The following is a 1,923-nucleotide window of genomic DNA, read 5'->3' as shown; positions in this document are numbered from 1 at the left end:
TGCTCCTACAGCCTTTGATTACTTTTTCTCATTACGAACTGAAAGGGAAGGAGGCGAGGATGCTCCAGTTGTTTTGCAGGGCATCGTGCCTGCAACGGGGGATTTCCTCTTCCGCACCTTGGCCGGAGCACAGTTATCAGGGCCGTTTAACCGGCTTGATATTGGTGGGGGAACACAAAGAGGAAATCTGAACCTTGTCTTCGATTCAACGACCTCTGCTGATCGCATTTCCGGCCAGTGGTTTTTGGAACAGCAATTCCCTACTAACACTCTTACTCCAGACCCAACTGGAACTATCTTAATCATCCGTGGGTTCTTTGAGGGAACTGAGGTACGCCTGTAACCCAGGCAACCCGTTTGATCCCAGAGCAGGGATCCGCTCTGGCTTGGCCTTTTCGTCGGTCAGAGCTTGGGTAGATCGCTGAGCACCACCTGTGCGCAGTTGTGGCCAGGGATCCCGGTCACTCCGCCTCCTGGGTGCGCCCCTGAACCGCAGAGGTAAAGGCCGGGAATGGGGGATCGATAGTCGGCCAGGCCGGAGATGGGCCGCAGGTTGTAGCTTTGATCCGGCGTCATTTCCCCGTGAAAAATGCTGCCCCCCACAAGGCCGAAGCGGGCCTCCAGATCCACGGGCGACAACATCTGCCGTGCGATCACGGCGTTTTTAATGTTGGGGGCAAATTGGGCAATTTTGTCGATTACCCGATCGGCAAATTCTTCCCGCAGGCCATCGTTCCAGTCTCGCCCTTTGGGTTGGTAAGGCACAAACTGACAGAAACAGGAGAGGATGTGCTTGCCTGGGGGAGCCATTGTCGGGTCGGTGGGGGATTGGCTGTAGATCTCGATAAACGGATCCCGGGAAGGGATCCCGTACTTGCAGTCATCCCAAGCCCGCTCCAGATAGGCCACCGAGGGAGCAATGTCTACCGTGGCGGAACTGACAACTTCTGGGGGCACTTCAGCAGGGGCCGCTGTGTAGCGAGGCAATTCTTCCAGGGCCAAATTGAGCTTGTACACCGGGCCTGAGGTGCGGTAGTGCCGTTCTAGCCGGTCACGCAAGTCTGGGGGCAAAGAGGAGCAGAGTCGCAAAAAGGTGATCTGGGGATGGGCATTGGAGAGAACCGCCCGCGCCCGCACGGTTTCCCCCGATTCGAGGATAACCCCAGCGGCCTGCCCACTCTCCATCAAGATCTCCGCCACTGGAGCAGACGTGCGGATCTCCACCCCTAAGTCCAGAGCTGCCTTGGCCATCGCTTGGGTAATGGATCCCATCCCACCGCGCACATAGCCCCAGACCCCACGCGAGCCAATGGCCCGACCTACCGCATGGACTAGCCAGATGTAGGGCGTACCCGGAGTCATCGGCCCGGCAGAGGTGCCGATCAAAGATTGGGGAGCCATCGCCGCCTTGACCTGCTCCGACTCGAAGAACTCATCCAGGAGATCAGTGGTCGAGAGGAGCATGATGCGGCGGAAATCGTCCTCATACCCAGCAGCTGCAAAGCGATCCGCCAGTTGGCCCAGTGAAATCGGCGGCTGCATTAAGGTTGGCTCCACCACCTCGTTCACCCGATCCCAAAACTCCTCCCAGCGGTCGTAGGCTTCCGCATCTTTGCGGGAAAACTTGGCAATTTCCGCTTTGCTCTTGGCGCGGTTATCGGCATACAGGAAGAGGTGCTGCCCATCCGGGAAGGGCATGAAGTAGGAAGGTTGCTTGGCATAGACCTCAAAGCCATAGTCCGGCAGGCGCAGATCGCGGATGATCTCCGGTCGCAGCAAACTACAGGAATAGGAAGCCACCGACACGCGAAAGCCTGGGTGAATTTCTTCCGTAATGGCAGCACCACCAACGGTGTGATAGCGCTCCAGCACTAGCACTTTTTGCCCCGCTTTGGCCAAATAGCAAGCGCTCACCAGCCCGTT

At 57.7% G+C, this 1,923-nt stretch carries 1 protein-coding gene and 1 pseudogene; one reads left to right on the top strand and one right to left on the bottom strand.

Annotated elements, in window-relative coordinates:
* Positions 1-343 (top strand): annotated as a pseudogene (locus NW820_RS12110) (hypothetical protein); the annotation flags it as partial.
* 59 nt (positions 344-402) lie between these two features.
* Here the strand turns inward: NW820_RS12110 and NW820_RS12105 are convergent.
* On the bottom strand, positions 403-1,923 hold a 1,521-nt coding region (locus NW820_RS12105; protein ID WP_414407613.1), incomplete at its 5' end, for a phytoene desaturase family protein.

It is taken from the genome of Synechococcus sp. R55.7 (assembly GCF_047461955.1).
Classification (GTDB): domain Bacteria; phylum Cyanobacteriota; class Cyanobacteriia; order Thermostichales; family Thermostichaceae; genus Thermostichus.
The sequence above is the reverse complement of the archived record's forward strand: the minus strand, read 5'-3'. Positions and strand labels throughout refer to the sequence as shown.